Genomic DNA, 16,238 nt, shown 5'->3' with positions numbered 1-16,238 from the left:
GCACCACCGCGCAGGCTCAGATCCTGCACAAACCCCGGCTGCACAAACCATGCCGTAGCCACGGGGACGCCACCATTCTAGCGACAATCCACGACCACGCGCGTGACCAACCGCGTCGCCCGTGGCGGCCATGTTCGCCACGGCCAGAAGTGCGGCCCGGCGGCCGGCCTCGCCACGACCCGCGACGCTCGCGCCAAAGCTGCGCCGGCCCGATGGGCAACGCATCGGTGACGCACGCCCATCTGGGCGTCGACGGTTCTTTTCAGTCCCTACCTATGGTGTAATGCCGGCATGCAAGTTACCAGCCAGTTCAGGACCGTCGCGCTCGTCGGGCGCAACAATACGCCAGGCATCGGCGAGCCGCTGACCGCGCTCGCCGCCTGCATCGCCAAGCGCGGCTTCGAAGTCGTATTCGAGGCCGATACCGCCGCTGAAATCGGCGTAACCGAGTATCCCGCGCTGCGCCCCGCCGAAATCGGCGCACGGGCCGACGTGGCCGTCGTACTCGGCGGCGACGGCACGATGCTCGGCATTGGCCGCCAACTGGCGCCTTACCGCACCCCGTTGATCGGCATCAACCACGGGCGCGTCGGGTTCATCACCGACATCCCGATCTCGGACATGCAGGAACTCGTTCCGCAGATGCTTGGCGGTCATTTCGAGCGTGAGGAGCGCACCTTGCTCGAAGCGCGCATCATGCGCGAAGGCAATCCCATCTACCACGCGCTGGCCTTCAACGACGTGGTGGTCAACCGCAGCGGCTTCTCCGGCATGGCGGAGCTGCACGTGGCCGTGGACGGCCGCTTCATGTACAACCAGCGCTCCGACGGGCTGATCGTCGCCACGCCGACCGGCTCGACGGCCTATTCGTTGTCCTCGGCCGGCCCGATCCTGCATCCCCAGTTGCAGGGCATCGTGCTCGTGCCGATCGCGCCGCACGCGCTGTCGAACCGGCCCATCGTGCTGCCGGACGACTCGAAGGTCAGCATCCAGATCGTCTCGGGGCGCGACGTCAACGTCAATTTCGACATGCAGTCGTTCACGGCGCTGGAGCACAACGACACCATCGAAGTGCGCCGCTCGCGTCATACCGTACCGCTCCTGCACCCGGTTGGGTACAGCTACTACGCCACACTGCGCAAGAAGCTGCACTGGAACGAGTACCCGTCGCACGAAGACGACATCAAGCCCTGACAGAATCCTGAGCACGCCGACACAGCCATTACGGTAACCCACGCCACCAGACGACCACCCATGCTTCGCCACCTTTCGATACGCGACTTCGTCATCGTCGCCGCGCTCGACCTCGAATTCGACAGCGGCTTTACGGTTTTTTCTGGTGAAACAGGCGCCGGCAAATCGATCCTGATCGACGCGCTGGCCTTGACGCTCGGCGCGCGCGCCGACGCCAGCGTGGTACGCACGGGCGAAAGCCGCGCCGACATCACGGCCGAGTTCGACACCCACGCGCTGGTCGAACAGTGGCTCGACGCGCAGGCGCTGGGCGCATCCGGCTCTGCTCATGGCGACGGCGCGGATCCGCACGGCGGCACGGTCATGCTGCGGCGCGTGGTGGATGCCAACGGCCGCTCGCGCGCCTTCATCAACGGCACGGCGGCCACGCTCACACAACTGCGTGAAGTCGGCGAAATGCTGGTGGATATCCATGGGCAGCATGCACATCAACTGTTGATGCGCCCGGACGCGCAACGCGAACTGTTCGACACCCACGCGGGACTCGCGGACCTCGCCGCGACCGTCAACCGGGCATGGCGCGCGTGGCGCGACAGTGCCCAGGCGGTCGAAACGGCCCAGACGCGCGACCGCGAATTGCAACTGGAGCGGGAACGGCTGGCGTGGCAACTGGCGGAACTCGACAAACTTTCGCCGCAGCCCGGCGAATGGGAAGAGGTCAACGCGGAACACAACCGCCTGTCGCACTCGGCGAACCTGATCGACGGCGTGCAGGGAGCGCTGGCCGCGCTGTCGGAGTCGGATGAGGCGATGATCACGCATCTGGCTTCAGTGGTTTCGAAGCTGCGCGACCTGGCCGAGATCGACCCTGCATTAAACGACGCGCTCGCCGCACTCGAACCCGCCGAAATCCAGTTGCAGGAAGCCGCTTACTCGCTGAGTCACTACGCCCAGCGGCTCGAACTCGATCCCGAGCGGCTCGCGCAGATCGAACGACGCGTCGACGCGTTGCACTCGGCCGCGCGCAAATTCCGCCTGCAGCCGCAAACCCTGCCGGAAGAACACGCCGCCCGCCGGGCCCAGCTCGCGGCATTAGACGCCGCCGCTGATCTCGACGCCCTGCATGCCGCCGAAGCAAAGGCGAAAGAAGCCTTTCTGGCACAGGCGAAGCAACTGTCGAAGGCACGCGCCAAGGCCGCCAAGGCACTGGGCTCAGCGGTGACGACGGGCATGCAGGAGTTGTCCATGAAAGGCGGCAGCTTCGAAGTCGCGCTCGTGGCGCTGCCCGAAGGCGGCGCGCATGGACTGGAGCAGATCGAATTCAGGGTGGCCGGCCACGCCGGCGTGCCGCTGCGGCCGCTGGCGAAAGTCGCCTCGGGCGGCGAACTGGCGCGTATCAGCCTCGCGCTCGCCGTGATTGCCAGCGCCGCCAGCCCCACGCCCACCTTGATCTTCGACGAAGTGGATACCGGCATTGGCGGCGGCGTGGCCGAAGTGGTCGGCAGGTTGCTGCATCAACTGGGCGGCGCTCGCCAGGTGTTGTGCGTGACCCACCTGCCGCAAGTGGCCGCGCGTGGCGACCATCATTTCCAGGTCGCCAAGGCGGCGGACGGCCGCGGCGGCACGGTGAGCAGCGTGACCTCGCTCGACAAGGCGAACCGTATCGAGGAAGTGGCGCGGATGCTCGGCGGCCTGGAGATCACCGCCACAACCCGCAAACATGCGAAGGAAATGCTGGCGGCGTGACATCAGCGCATCGGCAGAGCGCGGCAGTCTCGCCGCCGCGCTAGCCGTAGCACACACCACATCGCGTCACATAAGCGAATCAGCGGCCCCAAGCCGTAAGCAGCGCCACGAGACAGCGCCACGCTCGAGCCATCAATCAGAAACGCGCCGCCGCCCGCTCGCGCCGCACTCACCTCATCCAAACACCCGCTCCCAAAGCGTCAGCACCGCCTCGCGCTCGGTGGCCACAAGGGCAGGCTCGACCCGCGCCTTCTCCATCCCGTCCAGCCGCAGCTTGTGCTGCAGCTTGCGATAAGTCCGGTACGCGGCACCCACCGTCTCCGCCTCCTCCTCGCTCATCATGCCGAAGCGCGACACCTCGCGCAGCAGCGCGATATTGCCGGTATTGCGGATCAGTTCGGGGTCGCGTGCCGCATGCAGCAGCACCCAATACTGCACCGTGAATTCGATGTCCACCATGCCGCCGCGGTCGTGTTTGAGATCGAAAAGCGTCGTGCGATTCGGATGCCCCGCTTCGACCTTCTCGCGCATCTCGACGATTTCCTTCGCCAGTGGCGCGGCCTCGCGCGGTGTCGTCAGCACCTGCTCGCGGATCGCTTCGAACTTCGCGCCAATCGCGGCATCGCCCGCGCAGTAGCGGGCGCGCGACAGCGCCTGGTGCTCCCAGACCCACGCCGTATTGGCGGCATCGCCCTCACGCAGTTGATAGCGGCGGAAAGCGTCGAGATCCGTGACGAGCAGGCCCGACTCGCCATTGGGCCGCAAACGCAAATCCACGTCGAACAAGGTACCCGCGCCTGTCGCCATCGTCAGGCAGGTAATCAGACGGCGGGTGTACATGGCGTAGATTTCCGCCGCGTTCTCGTCATCGTCTTCGTAAAGGAAGATCAGATCGAGATCCGACGCGTAGCCCAATTCCTTGCCACCCAGCTTGCCGTAAGCGATCACGGCAAAACGCGGCACCTCGCGATGGCGCCGCGCCAGGTTGTTCCAGACCGCTTCGAGCGTGACGTCCAGCACCGCATCGGCCAGCTCGGAAAGACGGTCGCTGACATGCTCGACGCTCAGCTTGCCCGCCAGATCGATCAGCAGAATGCGGAACACCTCGGCCTGATGCGCATGACGCAGCAAGTCCATCTGCTGTTCGACACCATCGGCCGCAGCCAGACGCAGCCGCAGCGTGCGTTTGAACTCGGCCCAGTCGAACGGGCTGGCAATGGCTTCGTCATCGAGCAGTTCGTCGAGCAGTTGCGGATGGCGGATCAGATAACCCGCCGCCCAACGCGAAGCGCCCAGCACCGACAGCACGCGATGTAGCGCCTGCGGATATTCAGTCAGCAGCGCCAGATAAGCACCGCGGCGGCTCACGGTCTCCAGCAGATCGAAGCAACGCGCCACGGTATCGCCGCGCCGCTCGGGCGGCTCCAGGGTGCGGGCGGCTTCGAGCGCGCGCTGCGCGACGGTGTCGAAGCGCTGGCGGCTCCCCTCGCCCAGACCTGTGTAGCGGGAGGACTGCCACATCGCCCGCAGCCTCGCGAGCAGATCGGTAGGCTGCTCGATGCCCAGTTCGACCAGCCGTGCATGCAGCGCATCGTCGGCGCTGTCGTCTGCAAGCGCACTGCTCCAGACCCACACCGCGGCGCCATCCTCAGGCGCGCCGCAACCATCGCGGCCGTTCACCTTGTCGGCGAAGATCTGGTCGAATTGCTGCTCCACCAGTTCGCGATGCGCGTCGAGCTTCGCCATCAGCGCCGGGTAGCCGTCAAAGCCCATTGTGTGAGCGAGCGCGTCCCGCTCCTCGGGATCGACCGGCATGGCATGGGTTTGCGCGTCGTTGCGATATTGCAGGCGGTGTTCGAGTTCGCGCAGGAAGCGATACGCGTGCGAAAGCTTCACGCAGATGGTCGGCGCAATCAACCCGTGAGTGGCCGCGTGACGCAGTACGGCTAGCGTCGGCCTCACGCGAAAACCGGCGTCCTGACCGCCGCGAATCAGCTGAAACACCTGGGCGCTGAATTCGATCTCGCGGATGCCGCCGCGCCCCAGCTTGATATCGTCGGCCTTGTCCGGGCGCATCGAGGCGCGGCGCTGCGCCTCCTGGCGAATCTGCAGATGCAGCGCCCGAATCGCGCTGATCACGCCGAAATCGAGGTAGCGGCGGTAGATGAACGGCGTGACGATCGCATCGAGCTGCTTTGAAAGCCGCGCCGCCGATTCGCTCGCGCCTTCGGAGACGAGCCGCCCCTTGATCCACGCATAGCGCTCCCATTCGCGGCCCTGCACGTAGAAGTACTCTTCGAGCATGCCGAGACTGCACACGAGCGGACCGGAGTCGCCATTCGGACGCAGGCGCATGTCGACGCGAAACACGTAGCCGTCGCCCGTCACTTCGGCGAGGGCGGCAATCAGCTTCTTGCCGAGGCGCGTGAAATAGTCCTGCGTGGCGATCGGCGCCCGTTGACCGCCGGCCGTCTCGCCATCGTCCTCATACAGAAAGATCAGGTCGATATCCGACGACACGTTCAGCTCGCGTCCGCCCAGCTTGCCCATGCCCACCACGCCGAGCGTCAGACGTTCGCCCTCCGGACCACGCGGTTCGCCAAAGAGCGCTTCCAGGTCCACGGACAGCACGGCGAGCGCACGCTGAATCGTGGTCTCCGCGAGATCGGTCATCGCGCCCGTGACTTCCGCGACGTCCGCCTTGCCCGCGAGGTCCCGCTCCATCACCGCGCAAAAGACTTCCGTGCGCAACTGGCGCAGCACGCGCTTCAGCGCGTCTTCGTCCAGCACCGCACCAGCCGCTTGGCTGAGCGCATCGAAGCGCGCCTCGATGCGTTCGCGCGATACCGGCGCGGCAGCCAGCTCGGCAACCCGCGCGGCCAGTTCGGGCCGGGCCGCAATGGCACGCGCCGCGTAACGTGAATAGCTGGAACTCAGGAGGGTAGCGTCGGTCATCAAAGGTCGGGTTCGGTCGTTGCTTGATCCGTTGTCGTCACAGGGCTTCGCAGCGCCTGCCGACAGGTCGCGAGACGGCATGGGCTCGGGCTTTGACGGATATTCGTCGGGGCTAGTCCGTGTGTTACATTTCGTCGTCAGATCGCAAAACTACCATACGCCCACCACCGCCGCAGCATGTCCGAGCGAAACGATCCCGCCGAGCACGATGAAGCCGGAGAAGTCAGGCCAGTGAGCGGCGGCGACCACGTAGTGCTGCATCACACCTTGCGGGTGTTGCTGTGCATCGCCCTCGTCGTTTACTTCATCGCCGCAGCCCTGTTCCTCGGTCTACGTTACGGCCTGCTGCCGCGCGTCGATTCGTTCCGGCCGCGCATCGAAACACTCGTCTCCGAGAAGATCCACTCGCAGCTGACCATCGGCAAACTCGAGCCTCACTGGAGCGGCTTCCAGCCAGGCATCGACGTGACCAACCTCGTCATTCGCGATCGCGATGGCAAGCCTGCACTGACGATTCCGCACGCCACTGCCACGGTGTCGTGGCGTTCGCTGTGGACCCTCAAGCCCATCCTGTCGAGCCTGATCGTCGATCAACCGGACGTGCTGGTGGCGCGCGGCGCGGACGGCTCGCTCTCGGTGGCCGGCGTCACGATGCCGAACCGCCATACGGGTAACGACACCTTCAGCACCTGGCTGCTGCGTCAGCAGGCCATCGTGATGCGCGGCGGCACGCTCAGGTGGCACGACGCGCGTCACGACGCGCCTGAGCTGGCGCTGCAAAACATCAGACTAGCGATTCTCAACGACGGCCGCACCCATCACTTCGCGTTGCAGGCGCCGCCGGATGGCAAGGTGCTGCACGGCGCGCTGGATTTCCGCGCGCAGTTTCAGCATGCACCGCTCTCGGCTATCGGCAAGCCGATCAACTGGACGGGACAGGCTTATGTGTCGACCGGCCCGGTGGACTTGCCGGTGCTCGCCCGCTACGTGGATTTCCCGATCGAGACGTTCGCGGGTCAAATCGATAACGCCATCTGGATCGAGTTCTCGCAAGGGCGCATGAATTCGGCGAGCGGCACGCTCTCGGGTAGCAACGTCGCGCTGCGGGTACGGCCCACCCAGCCGCGGCTCGACGTGCCGGTTGCCCGCTTCGCGTGGAAGGTCGGCGTCACCGAAGGCGACGACTACACGCTGCAGTTGAAGAACATGCGCGCCGAACTCGGACAACCGCCGCTCGAAGACGGCACGCCGCTCACGCGCACGCTGACCTTCGAGACGCTGACCAGTCATTTCCGCAGGGCGTCCATTCAGCATGGCCAGTTGTTCAGCGTGGCTGGCGACCGGATCGACCTGGGCATCCTCGCCGAATTCAGCCGGGCGTTGCCCTTGTCGGGGCGCATCCTCAACGAACTCGTGCGCTTCAATCCGCGCGGGCAAGTGGCCAATTACCAGATCGAGGTGGAGCGCGCCAAGCCGGATTCGGGCGAAGCCGCCAGTGAACACAATGCGGGCAACGCCGAGCCGATCGTGCGGTATCGCCTGAAGGCGGATCTGCAAGGCATCAGCGTGGCGGCGCAAGAGCCGCCACCGGGTCTGACGCCGCTCGGCCACCCGCGCGCCGGTCTGCCGGGTGTGGAGAATCTGTGGGGCACCGTGGATGCCGACGAGACGCACGGCGCGATGGCGATCGACACCAACAACGTAGCCGTCACGCTACCCGGCGTGTTCGACGATCCACGCCTGCGCTTCGATCGTCTGCAAGGTCATGGCACGTGGAAGGTGATGCCGACCGCGCCGGGCGAAGTGCACAAGGCCTTCGCGATCGAAGTGCCGGAACTGCGCCTCGTCAACGCTGACGCCACCGCGCATGCGACGGCGAACTACAGCAATCCTGGGCACGGCCGTGGTTCGCTCGACCTGAAGGCGGTCATCGATCACGCGCAGGTCACGCGAATCGCCCGCTATCTGCCCACCAGCATCAGCGAGAAGCTACGCATCTATCTGGGCCACGGCCTGCAGGCCGGTTCATCGCACGGCGCGGTGATCGAGGTACACGGCGATCTCACCAAGTTCCCTTACTCGCGCTTTCCTACTGCGGGCGTATTCCAGATCACGGCGCCGTTCAAGGGCGGCAAGTTCGACCCGTCGCCGTTCCCGCCGCGCATGATGAAGGACGGCGTGACGCCGAACGTGTGGCCGCCGCTCGAAGGCATCAACGGCACGTTCGAGCTGAAGCAGAACCTGATGCGCTTCGACATCGACCGCGCGCACTACAAGCACGTAGCCATCAACAAGGTGAGCGGCAAGATCGACGACCTCGGCACCAAGGCGTCGAGTCTCGTGATCGACGGCGAGGGTCATGGGCCGCTCTCCGACATGCTGGACTACGTCAACGCCAGTGCGCTGGGCGGTCTGTCGAAGCACGTCGGCGAAAAGCTGCAGGCGCAAGGCACGGCGGCGCTCGCGCTCAAATTGACCATACCGCGTACGCCGAAGCCGCACATTGCCGTCGACGGCTCGGTGGGCTTCCAGAACGACCGGCTAAGCATGAACAACGTGCCGCCGCTGTCCCAACTCTACGGCAAGGTGAAGTTCACCGAGCACGCCGCGCAGGTGGATCGTCTGAGCGGCCAGTTCCTCGGCGGTGATATCCACGCCAACGGCAATTTTCAAAAGGGCGGCCTCTACGCGCTCAATCTGAACGGCCACATTGGCGTGGACGCGGCACGTGGGCTGAATCTGCATGGGCCGGCCGAGCAGGTGCTCACGCGCATCAGCGGCAGCGCGCCTTATGAACTGAGTCTGAAGGGTGCCAAGGGACAACTGCCGGACATCACCGCGAACTCCGACCTGAGTGGTCTCGGCCTCGACTTTCCGGCGCCGTTCAACAAGCCGGTCGGCACACCCATGCCGCTGCATTTCACGCTTGCGCCGGCCGACGCCGCGAAAGCGGCAAGCCCGGCTCCCGTGCAAGCGCAGGTTGCCGGTTCGAGTCCGGTCCCCGGACCCGCTCTGGAACGCGCCGAGCTGAAGTTCGGCCCGATTGCGGCCACCTACCTGCTGCGCTACACGCCGCATCAGCCGCCCACCGTCGTGGTGGGCTCGATCGGTGTGAACAAGCCGGCTGACCTGCCGTCCGAAGGAGTGGTCGCGGCCGTCGATCTCGACACGTTCGACGCCGATCAATGGCGTGCCTTCGTCACCGAAATGCGCGGCAAGGAAGCCGCGGCGGCCGCTGCGACGCCGGCCAGTCAGCCGCCTGCCGCGCCGAATCCCACGCTCGCGCAATTCCAGCCGAATCGCTTCGCGGTGCACATCGGCACCCTGACGTTGCTCAAGCGCCATTGGGAAAGCGTGATCATCGGCGCCTCGCGCGACCAGGGCCAATGGCAGGCCAACGTGGCCTCGAATCAGGTGTCCGGTCACGTGGCGTGGCTGCCGGGCCCGACCAAAGGCTCCCCCGGCACCTTGCAGGCCCGCCTCGCCCGGCTGGTGATTCCGTCTGCCACCGAAAACGATCTGCTGGGCCAGGCCATGTCGGCGCCGGCGCAGAACATGCCGTCCATCGACCTGATCGTCAATCAACTGATCGTGCGCGACCAAGATGTCGGCAAGCTGGAAGTGGACGCGCACAATTTCGAGGAAGACGGCGTGCCGGTCTGGCAACTCGACAAGCTGGACCTGACCAATCCCGCCGCGACGCTGACCGCCACCGCCAACTGGCGCACCTCGACCACGCTCGGCGCCAACACGGACGAAGAAACGCCCAAGCGCACCGTGTTCGATTTCAAGCTCGACATCAAGGATGCCGGCGCACTGCTGGACCTGGCCGGCAAGCCGCACACGCTCAAGGGCGGCAGCGGCACGCTGGCGGGCAAGATGGTGTGGCGCGGCGGTCCGACCCACATCGACTATCCGACGCTCAACGGCAATCTGACCGTGGATCTGCGCCACGGACAGATCCTCAAGGTCAGCCCGGGGGTGGCCAAACTGCTGGGCGTGATCAGCCTGCAAAGCTTCGAGCGCGTCGCGACGCTGGACTTCCGCGACGTGATTGGCGAAGGGCTGCCGTTCGAAAGTGTCACGGGCACGGGTCAGATCAGCGACGGCATTGGCCGCACCGACAACTTCAAGATGGTCACGGCGCCTGCGCGCGCGGAAATGAAAGGCTCGCTCGACCTCGCCCAGCGGACCGAAGACCTGCACCTGCACATCGTGCCGACGGTCAGCGCTGGCGCCGGCGTGGTGGCGGCGGCGGTGATCAATCCGCTTATCGGACTCGCCGCGCTGGCCGCCGATTTCGCGCTGTCCCAGTCGATCTCCCATGCGTTCGCGATCGACTACGCGATTACGGGTCCGTGGGCGAAACCGCACATCGAGCGGGTGCACGGGGATCGCGGTAAGATGGATCTGCCCGCTTCGGAGGCGGATGCCCAGTGAACGGCTCCGCTTCGGAGCGTTCAGCGTCGAATGGCACGGTAGCGGTGCAGCCACAGGCCGTTTCGCGGCCAGCAATTCCGCATCCGGCTTTGCCGTTGGTTCCGCAACAGGTTCTGTCGTTGGTTCCGCAGTCAGTTCATAGCCAGGAGTCTTTCGAAACGCTCATGAGCGAAGCACACAGCACTACGCAATCTCCTGTCCCGTCTTACCGCGTCGCCGCCCTGCAAATGGTGAGCACGCCCGATCGCGAACGCAATCTGGCCGAGGCGGAACGTCTGATCGCCGAAGCCGCCGCCGACGGCGCCCAACTCGTCCTGCTGCCCGAATACTTCTGCTTCATGGGCTTCAAGGACACGGACAAGCTCAGTGTCCGCGAAGCCTACGGCGACGGTCCCATCCAACGCTTTCTGGCCGATGCCGCACGGCGTCATCGCGTGTGGATCATTGGCGGTACGCTGCCGCTCACTGCGCCGGAAGCCAACCGCGTCCTCAATACCACGCTGGTGTTCAACCCGCAGGGCGAGGAGGTGGCGCGCTACGACAAGATCCACCTGTTCAGCTTCGAAAAAGGCGCAGAATCGTTCGACGAGGCGCGCACCATCCGTCCCGGCGAGCAACCGCAGAGCTTCGAGGCACCGTTTGGGCGAGTCGGCCTGTCGGTCTGCTACGATTTACGCTTTCCGGAGTTGTACCGGCGGCTGGGCGATTGCGCACTGATGGTGGTGCCGTCCGCTTTCACCTACACGACCGGGCGCGCGCACTGGGAGACCCTGCTGCGCGCGCGAGCGGTAGAGAATCAATGCTACGTGCTCGCAGCGGCGCAAGGCGGCACGCACGAAAACGGCCGCCGCACATGGGGCCACACCATGCTGATCGACCCGTGGGGGGAGATCGTGGCGGTACGTGACGAAGGCGCCGGCGTGGTGGCCGGCAATCTGGAGCGTTCCCGCATCGACGAAGTCCGGCAGAGCCTGCCGGCCTGGCGTCACCGCGTACTGACGAGCTAAACCGAAGCAGACATTGAAAGTGCGACGCTGCCTACCCATCTAACCCATGCGCGCGCCGCGTCAACCGAACCCCTTTGTATTGAGCAGAACATACTTCGCATGAATATCATCGAACCCGGAATCCGAAATCTCGCCACCGCCAAAGACGTGCTCCTCACGCCTTACGGACTCGACGAAGCCCTGCTCAGCCGCACGCTCGCCGAGATCTTCACGCACCGCATCGACTACGCTGACCTGTATTTCCAGGCCACCCGCAGCGAAGCCTGGAGTCTTGAAGAAGGCATCGTCAAATCTGGCAGCTTCAGCATTGATCAAGGCGTCGGCGTACGTGCCGTGTCCGGTGACCGGACGGCGTTTGCGTATTCCGATGATCTGTCGCCCGAAGCGATCCGTCAGGCGGCTCTCGCTACGCGCTCCATCGCCAAGGCCGGCGGCGGCAAGCAGAAGATCAAGGTGGCGTCGTCGCTAACGGGCGTCGCCGGGCGTGATCTGTATCTGCCGTCCGATCCGCTACATTCGCTGGATGCCACCGCGAAGGTCAAACTGCTCGAGCGCATCGAACAGATGGCGCGCGGCCGCGATCCGCGCATCCAGCAGGTGATGGCGGGCCTCGCCGGCGAATATGACGTGGTGCTGGTGGCCCGCAGCGACGGCGCGCTTGCCGCGGACATCCGTCCGCTCGTGCGCGTTTCCGTCACGGTGATCGCCGAGCAGAACGGCCGCCGCGAAATCGGCAGCGGCGGCGGCGGTGGCCGCTTCGACTACGGCTATTTCACCGACGAAGTACTGTCGAAGTACGTGGACGACGCTGTGCACGCTGCGCTCGTCAACCTCGACGCCCGCCCCGCTCCGGCCGGCGCGATGACCGTCGTGCTCGGACCGGGCTGGCCCGGCGTGCTGCTGCACGAGGCGATCGGCCACGGTCTGGAAGGCGACTTCAACCGCAAGGGTTCGTCGGCGTTTGCCGGACGCATCGGCGAGCGGGTGGCGGCCAAGGGCGTCACCGTGGTGGACGACGGCACGCTGCCGAACCGCCGCGGTTCGCTGAACATCGACGACGAAGGTAATCCCACCCAGTGCACCACGCTGATCGAAGATGGCATCCTGAAGGGCTACATCCAGGACACGCTGAACGCGCGCCTGATGAAGATGCCCGTCACCGGCAACGCGCGCCGCGAATCGTACGCCGCGCTGCCCATGCCGCGCATGACGAACACCTACATGCTCAATGGCGATAAAGACCCGCAGGAAATCATCGCCTCGGTCAAGAATGGTCTGTACGCGGTGAACTTCGGCGGCGGCCAGGTGGACATCACCAACGGCAAGTTCGTGTTCTCGGCGTCGGAAGCCTACATGATCGAAAACGGCAAGGTGACGTATCCGGTGAAGGGCGCCACGCTGATTGGCAGCGGCCCGGAATCGCTCAAGTACGTCACCATGATCGGCAACGACATGTCGCTGGATTCGGGCGTGGGCGTGTGCGGCAAGGAAGGCCAGAGCGTGCCGGTGGGCGTGGGTCAGCCTACCTTGCGCATCGAGAAGATGACGGTCGGCGGCACCGCTTAAATTTGCCGTTTCACGCATACTTCGTGCATCAATGGCACGAAGTATGCGGATTATCCGCATTTTCATGGTCAATGGGTTGTCAGCCCGTGTTGACCGGGTTATAAAGTCATTCACCCTTTTTTGTCCAGCGACCTCACTTTCGCCATGTCCGCCAAGTTTTATTTTTATTTTTTCTGGCATCTCAGACCGCTGGCGGATCGAGAGGGGTGTTAGTGCACGTAAGGCACCCGAAATTCCCGAAAAACCGCCAGCGAGTCTGGCGGTTTTTTTTCGCCTCCTGACTTTGATTACGCCTCGCGGGCCACGGGCCGACTCTCACGCTGACTTTTGCCCCGCTTCGCCGAACACCCCTGACCTGCTGAACTGCTTTGAATGTTGTCCGCACCGGCATCGCTGACTGTCTTGCCCACGCGAACACGCTACGAACCGAATCCTGGAGAACAAGCATGCCCCCGCACAACACCGACGACGTCCGCATTCGAGAATTGAAAGAACTGACACCGCCCGCGCACCTGATCCGCGAATTCCCCTGCGAAGAGCAGGTTTCGGATCTGATCTACAACGCTCGCCGCTCGATGCATCGCATCCTGCACGGCATGGACGACCGCCTGATCGTGATCATCGGACCGTGCTCGATTCACGACACCAAGGCTGCGCTCGAATACGCGGGACGCCTCGTCGAACAGCGCAAGCGCTTCGCGGGCGAACTCGAAATCGTGATGCGTGTGTACTTCGAAAAGCCGCGCACGACGGTGGGCTGGAAGGGTCTCATCAACGACCCGCACATGGACAACAGCTTCAAGATCAACGACGGCCTGCGCACCGCGCGCGAACTGCTGTTGCGCATCAACGAACTCGGCCTGCCGGCCGGCACCGAGTACCTCGACATGATCAGCCCGCAATACATCGCAGACCTGATCTCCTGGGGTGCGATTGGCGCACGTACGACCGAATCGCAGGTGCACCGCGAACTGGCGTCGGGGCTGTCGTGCCCGGTGGGCTTCAAGAACGGCACGGACGGCAACGTGAAGATCGCTGTGGATGCCATCAAGGCCGCTTCGCAGCCGCACCATTTCCTGTCGGTCACGAAGGGCGGCCATTCGGCCATCGTTTCGACGGCAGGCAATGAGGACTGCCACATCATCCTGCGCGGCGGCAAGACGCCGAACTACGACGCGGACAGCGTGAATGCCGCCTGCGCCGATATCGGCAAGGCCGGCCTTGCGGCGCGTCTGATGATCGACGCAAGCCACGCCAATAGCTCGAAGAAGCATGAGAACCAGATTCCGGTGTGCGCGGATATTGGCCGTCAGGTTGCGAATGGCGACGAGCGCATCGTCGGCGTGATGGTCGAGTCGCATCTCGTGGCGGGCCGCCAGGATCTGAAGGAAGGCTGCGAGCTGACCTACGGCCAGAGCGTGACCGACGCCTGCATTGGCTGGGACGAAAGTATCGCGGTGCTCGAAGGACTCGCGGAATCCGTCAAGCAACGCCGGCTTGCACGCGGTAGCGGCAACTGAGCGTAACGCGTCACACCGCGCTAGTACACGAATCGGGTTGCGAAAGCCCGGTCACAATCTCGGATCGCGTTGAACGAACGGCCTCACTGGCTTCTACCAGTGAGGCCGTTTGCTTTTTCCAGCCGCGTCCCTCGGCTTTCGGCCAGCTATTCAAGAGAGGTTTCAGTTCAACCCTCGCGCCTGTCTCCATGCCCGTTTCGGGCCACCGTCACACTCCTCGCCAGCAGCTTCAACCGCACGCATCACCTTCCTGTATCCCCCGCCAGATGGCCATCTGGCTGAATGGTTCTTCATGTCTGTGGCCTGTACCGTATCTCCTCAGGGCGGAAAAGCGCGCTTGCTGTTCCGGAGAGATTGGTATAAGATTTTATACATGAAAGGTGCTTATGGAGCAGGACAAAGAAATTCGCTGGATGGGTTCCAGCTTCGAAGATTTACGGGCGTTCCCAGAGGAAGCACGCAGACAGGCAGGCTTCCAGTTAAGCAAGGTTCAGGCTGGCCTCGACCCGGACGACTGGAAGCCATTCGCTGCGGTGGGCGCCGGAACGCGGGAAATCCGCATCGAAAAATGCAGCGGGATTTACCGCGTCATGTATGTAGCGAAGTTCGTGGAAGCGGTCTACGTGCTCCACTGCTTCCAGAAGCAATCGCAGGTCACGAGCCTGCACGACAGGAATATTGCTGAGGCGCGTTATCGCGCCGTGATCAACGAGAAAAGGATGTAGCAATGACGATCGACACCAAAATCCGTCACGTAACCAAGCCCGGGGCCAATCTCTTCCTCGAACTCGGCTTCCCCGCCGAAGAAGCAAACCGGCTCCACGCGGCTTCGCAGAAACAGATCAACGACACGCGTCTTTTGAAGGAACAGTTGATGACCGAACTGTCCACGTGGATCGACGAGCATCACCTCAAGCAGGCCGAGGCGGCCGAAATCCTGATGGTTTCGCGTCCGCGCGTGTCCGACGTCGTCAACAAGAAAACTGCCAAGTTCACCATCGACACGCTCGTTGAAATGATGAGCCGAATCGGCAAGCCGGTCACGCTCGCGGTGGGTTGAGCCGCGGTGGGTTGAATCCCCTACTTCGAATCGCGATCGTGCTGCCACAGAACGTCGCTGCCACCGTCGGCGCGATTGAGCACGCGGGCGAGCACGAACAGGAGATCCGAAAGCCGGTTCACATACTGTCGGGGTGCGGCGTTGATGGTCTCCGTCCGGCCCAGCGTCACGATGGCCCGCTCCGCACGTCGGCAGACAGTCCGGCACACATGCGCCAACGCCGCTGAACGTGTCCCGCCGGGCAAGATAAATTCCTTGAGCGGTGGCAGATTGGCGTTGTAGTCGGCAAGCCATCCGTCCAGTTGGCCGAGGTGCTTGTCGGTGATCATCGTGTGACCTGGAATGCACAGCTCGCCGCCTAGATCGAACAGGTCGTGCTGGATCGCCACGAGCGCAGCGCGCACATCGTCAGGTAGCTTTTCGCACAGGAGCACGCCGAGATTCGAGTTCAGTTCGTCCACGTCGCCAATCGCCGCGATCCGCGCGTCGTCCTTGCCAACCCGGCGACCGTCGCCGAGCCCTGTGGTGCCGTCGTCACCGGTCCGGGTGGCGATCTTGCTCAAGCGATTACCCATGATATGTCTCGTCCTGTCAGTAGCGGATACGCAGGCGTCCAGTGCATGAAAGACTCGTGCAATCACCACACGGAACGCGCGAACATGCGGCATGGCGCCGGCTCGCAGCCATTATAGGTTCGTCAGCCGGGCCGCACGCCGGCCGTCGAGCGATCGGCGTAAAATGAAATCACAA

At 64.1% G+C, this 16,238-nt stretch carries 10 protein-coding genes; 8 read left to right on the top strand and 2 right to left on the bottom strand.

Annotation, left to right across the window (positions count from 1 at the left end; translation table 11 throughout):
• The first annotated feature begins 291 nt into the window (after window positions 1–291).
• Both D0B32_RS19600 and recN read left to right on the top strand, forming a co-directional pair.
• A complete protein-coding gene (locus D0B32_RS19600; protein ID WP_117335948.1) occupies window positions 292–1,194 on the top strand; it encodes an NAD kinase in 903 nt (300 codons plus the stop codon).
• Window positions 1,195–1,254: 60 nt separating this feature from the next.
• The gene (gene recN / locus D0B32_RS19595) at window positions 1,255–2,940 is read left to right on the top strand and encodes a DNA repair protein RecN (protein WP_117335947.1); all 1,686 of its coding nucleotides are present in this window, start codon (window positions 1,255–1,257) and stop codon (window positions 2,938–2,940) included.
• A 174-nt stretch (window positions 2,941–3,114) separates the two neighbouring features.
• Here the strand turns inward: recN and glnE are convergent, their stop codons facing one another.
• The gene (gene glnE, locus D0B32_RS19590) at window positions 3,115–5,895 is read right to left on the bottom strand and encodes a bifunctional [glutamate--ammonia ligase]-adenylyl-L-tyrosine phosphorylase/[glutamate--ammonia-ligase] adenylyltransferase (RefSeq protein ID WP_117335946.1); all 2,781 of its coding nucleotides are present in this window, start codon (window positions 5,893–5,895) and stop codon (window positions 3,115–3,117) included.
• A gap of 177 nt (window positions 5,896–6,072) precedes the next feature.
• Here glnE and D0B32_RS19585 point away from each other — a divergent pair, with 177 nt between their 5' ends.
• The 6 genes from D0B32_RS19585 to D0B32_RS19560 all read left to right on the top strand — a co-directional run bounded on the left by D0B32_RS19585 (window position 6,073) and on the right by D0B32_RS19560 (window position 15,488).
• A complete protein-coding gene (locus tag D0B32_RS19585; RefSeq protein ID WP_117335945.1) occupies window positions 6,073–10,335 on the top strand; it encodes a YhdP family protein in 4,263 nt (1,420 codons plus the stop codon).
• 164 nt (window positions 10,336–10,499) lie between these two features.
• Complete coding sequence (locus D0B32_RS19580; protein ID WP_117336303.1) at window positions 10,500–11,342, top strand: carbon-nitrogen hydrolase family protein; 843 nt, start codon at window positions 10,500–10,502, stop codon at window positions 11,340–11,342.
• A gap of 99 nt (window positions 11,343–11,441) precedes the next feature.
• Window positions 11,442–12,908 (top strand): metalloprotease TldD, encoded by a 1,467-nt coding sequence (gene tldD, locus D0B32_RS19575; protein ID WP_117335944.1) that lies wholly within the window; start codon window positions 11,442–11,444, stop codon window positions 12,906–12,908.
• Between the two features lie 446 nt (window positions 12,909–13,354).
• Complete coding sequence (gene aroG / locus D0B32_RS19570; RefSeq protein ID WP_117335943.1) at window positions 13,355–14,428, top strand: 3-deoxy-7-phosphoheptulonate synthase AroG; 1,074 nt, start codon at window positions 13,355–13,357, stop codon at window positions 14,426–14,428.
• A 386-nt stretch (window positions 14,429–14,814) separates the two neighbouring features.
• Window positions 14,815–15,153: a type II toxin-antitoxin system RelE/ParE family toxin gene (locus D0B32_RS19565; protein ID WP_117335942.1), complete on the top strand. Its 339-nt coding sequence runs from the start codon at window positions 14,815–14,817 to the stop codon at window positions 15,151–15,153.
• A gap of 2 nt (window positions 15,154–15,155) precedes the next feature.
• Entirely contained in the window at window positions 15,156–15,488 is a 333-nt protein-coding gene (locus D0B32_RS19560) for a helix-turn-helix domain-containing protein (protein ID WP_117335941.1), read from the top strand.
• A 20-nt stretch (window positions 15,489–15,508) separates the two neighbouring features.
• On the opposite strand, the gene D0B32_RS19555 is transcribed toward D0B32_RS19560, so the two are convergent.
• Entirely contained in the window at window positions 15,509–16,063 is a 555-nt protein-coding gene (locus tag D0B32_RS19555; protein ID WP_117335940.1) for a cob(I)yrinic acid a,c-diamide adenosyltransferase, read from the bottom strand.
• Window positions 16,064–16,238 lie beyond the last annotated feature (175 nt).

It is taken from the genome of Paraburkholderia sp. DHOC27 (genome assembly GCF_003429005.1).
GTDB lineage: Bacteria > Pseudomonadota > Gammaproteobacteria > Burkholderiales > Burkholderiaceae > Paraburkholderia.
This window is presented reverse-complemented; position numbering and strand designations above follow the sequence as displayed.

Bases quoted from the DNA above. Each gene is read 5' to 3' on its own strand.
- recN (WP_117335947.1), top strand. From the start codon at position 1,255: ATGCTTCGCCACCTTTCGATACGCGACTTCGTCATCGTCGCCGCGCTC.
- D0B32_RS19565 (WP_117335942.1), top strand. From the start codon at position 14,815: ATGGAGCAGGACAAAGAAATTCGCTGGATGGGTTCCAGCTTCGAAGAT.
- D0B32_RS19600 (WP_117335948.1), top strand. From the start codon at position 292: ATGCAAGTTACCAGCCAGTTCAGGACCGTCGCGCTCGTCGGGCGCAAC.
- aroG (WP_117335943.1), top strand. From the start codon at position 13,355: ATGCCCCCGCACAACACCGACGACGTCCGCATTCGAGAATTGAAAGAA.
- tldD (WP_117335944.1), top strand. From the start codon at position 11,442: ATGAATATCATCGAACCCGGAATCCGAAATCTCGCCACCGCCAAAGAC.
- glnE (WP_117335946.1), bottom strand. From the start codon at position 5,895: ATGACCGACGCTACCCTCCTGAGTTCCAGCTATTCACGTTACGCGGCG.
- D0B32_RS19555 (WP_117335940.1), bottom strand. From the start codon at position 16,063: ATGGGTAATCGCTTGAGCAAGATCGCCACCCGGACCGGTGACGACGGC.
- D0B32_RS19560 (WP_117335941.1), top strand. From the start codon at position 15,156: ATGACGATCGACACCAAAATCCGTCACGTAACCAAGCCCGGGGCCAAT.
- D0B32_RS19580 (WP_117336303.1), top strand. From the start codon at position 10,500: ATGAGCGAAGCACACAGCACTACGCAATCTCCTGTCCCGTCTTACCGC.
- D0B32_RS19585 (WP_117335945.1), top strand. From the start codon at position 6,073: ATGTCCGAGCGAAACGATCCCGCCGAGCACGATGAAGCCGGAGAAGTC.